This window comes from Aliagarivorans taiwanensis DSM 22990 (assembly GCF_000429505.1).
Lineage (GTDB): Bacteria > Pseudomonadota > Gammaproteobacteria > Enterobacterales > Celerinatantimonadaceae > Aliagarivorans > Aliagarivorans taiwanensis.
This window is the reverse complement of record NZ_AUBZ01000078.1, coordinates 1-1,339: the sequence shown is the minus strand read 5'-3', so window position 1 is coordinate 1,339 and position 1,339 is coordinate 1. Positions and strand designations below refer to the sequence as shown.

The window sequence follows — 1,339 nt, the reverse complement described above, 5'->3', positions numbered from 1 at the left end:
CGAGCTGGGTTAAACCTAGGTCCAGCATGTAACCAAGAATCATACTTAGGTTGAGCAACAGCCACGCATAGAGGTAGCCATAATGGTTAAGTTGTACTTAACGAGACACCCATAATAGTGGCATTTGATATCTCAGAGCAGAAAAAGCAAGAACAGCAGCTCAGGCTAATGAATCAGCAGCTGGAGCAGATGAATCAGCAGCTCAAACGGATCAGCTCCTTAGATGGCTTAACCGGCATCCCCAACCGGCGAATGTTTGATCAGAGCCTGGAGAACGAGTGGCGTCGCTGCCTGCGCGAAGACGCACCACTGTCGCTGCTGCTCATCGATGTCGACCGTTTTCGCGACTACAACAGCTACTACGGTCACCTAATTGGCGATAGCTGCTTGAAGCAGATCGCCTTAGTGACTCAAATGGTCGCCAAACGCAGCTCAGATTTGGCAGCGCGCTATAGCGGTGAAGAGTTCGCGGTGATTTTGCCAAAAACCGACAGCGCTGAAGCCGGGCAGGTTGCCCAAGACTTACTGTTTCGGGTAGAGCAACTGGCAATGCCCCATGGCGATGGCAAACCCAACTCGGTAGTCACTGTGTCGATTGGCGTCGCGACGCTGATGCCTGACGCCGAAACCACCTGCGCCGATCTGGTGGTTAAAGCCGATGAGCAGCTGTATCTGGCGAAAAGCCATGGCGGCAATCGGCTGTTCAGTGAAGGGCGTTTTTGGAAAACAGCCCAGCAGTTGGATGCTGGGCTGGGGGATTTTCTCTCTCGCGGTGGCTAAGAACTAGCCACTCACTCAACCTAGGCTTCGACACCTTCTGGGGCCTTCGACTCGTCCCAGTATACCGCTTCAATCTTATGCCCATCTAAATCTCGGACATAGCAGCCGTAGTAGGCCTCGGTGTACTCTGGGCGCGGCCCGGGCTTGCCATCACAGGTCGCTCCCGCTTCCATCGCCGCCTGATAGAACGCATCTACCTGCTCGGTGGAGTAGGCCATAAAGGCAAAGTGCACGCCGTTGGCGGTTTGCGCGGGTTCGTGGTTGTAGGGCTGCTGCACCCAAAACTCCGGGAACACCTTGCCGTAGGCGACACCTTCCGGGAAGTCGAGCACCCGGCGGGCGCCGATGGTCGCCATCACTTTGTCGTAAAAAGCCAAGGCTTTATCGAGTTGGTTGGAGCCGACCGACATATGGCTCATGATGCTGGGATTGTCTTGCTCGTTCATAACGACTCTCCATGTGTTGTTGTAGTGGCACACTAAATTTGGCCACCTGATTAGAGGTGATATCATCGCCTCGCAACAATACAGGTGAACCATGACAAAACGTACCAGACCAA

Annotated in this window: 2 protein-coding genes; one reads left to right on the top strand and one right to left on the bottom strand. The window is 54.1% G+C overall.

Features of this window, described 5'->3' with window-relative positions; genetic code table 11:
* Positions 1 to 117 precede the first annotated feature (117 nt).
* Positions 118 to 780: a GGDEF domain-containing protein gene (locus G462_RS23580; RefSeq protein WP_051326891.1), complete on the top strand. Its 663-nt coding sequence runs from the start codon at positions 118 to 120 to the stop codon at positions 778 to 780.
* 20 nt (positions 781 to 800) lie between these two features.
* Here G462_RS23580 and G462_RS0120095 read toward each other — a convergent pair whose 3' ends face one another.
* A complete protein-coding gene (locus G462_RS0120095) occupies positions 801 to 1,226 on the bottom strand; it encodes a VOC family protein (protein WP_026960565.1) in 426 nt (141 codons plus the stop codon).
* Positions 1,227 to 1,339: the final 113 nt, after the last annotated feature.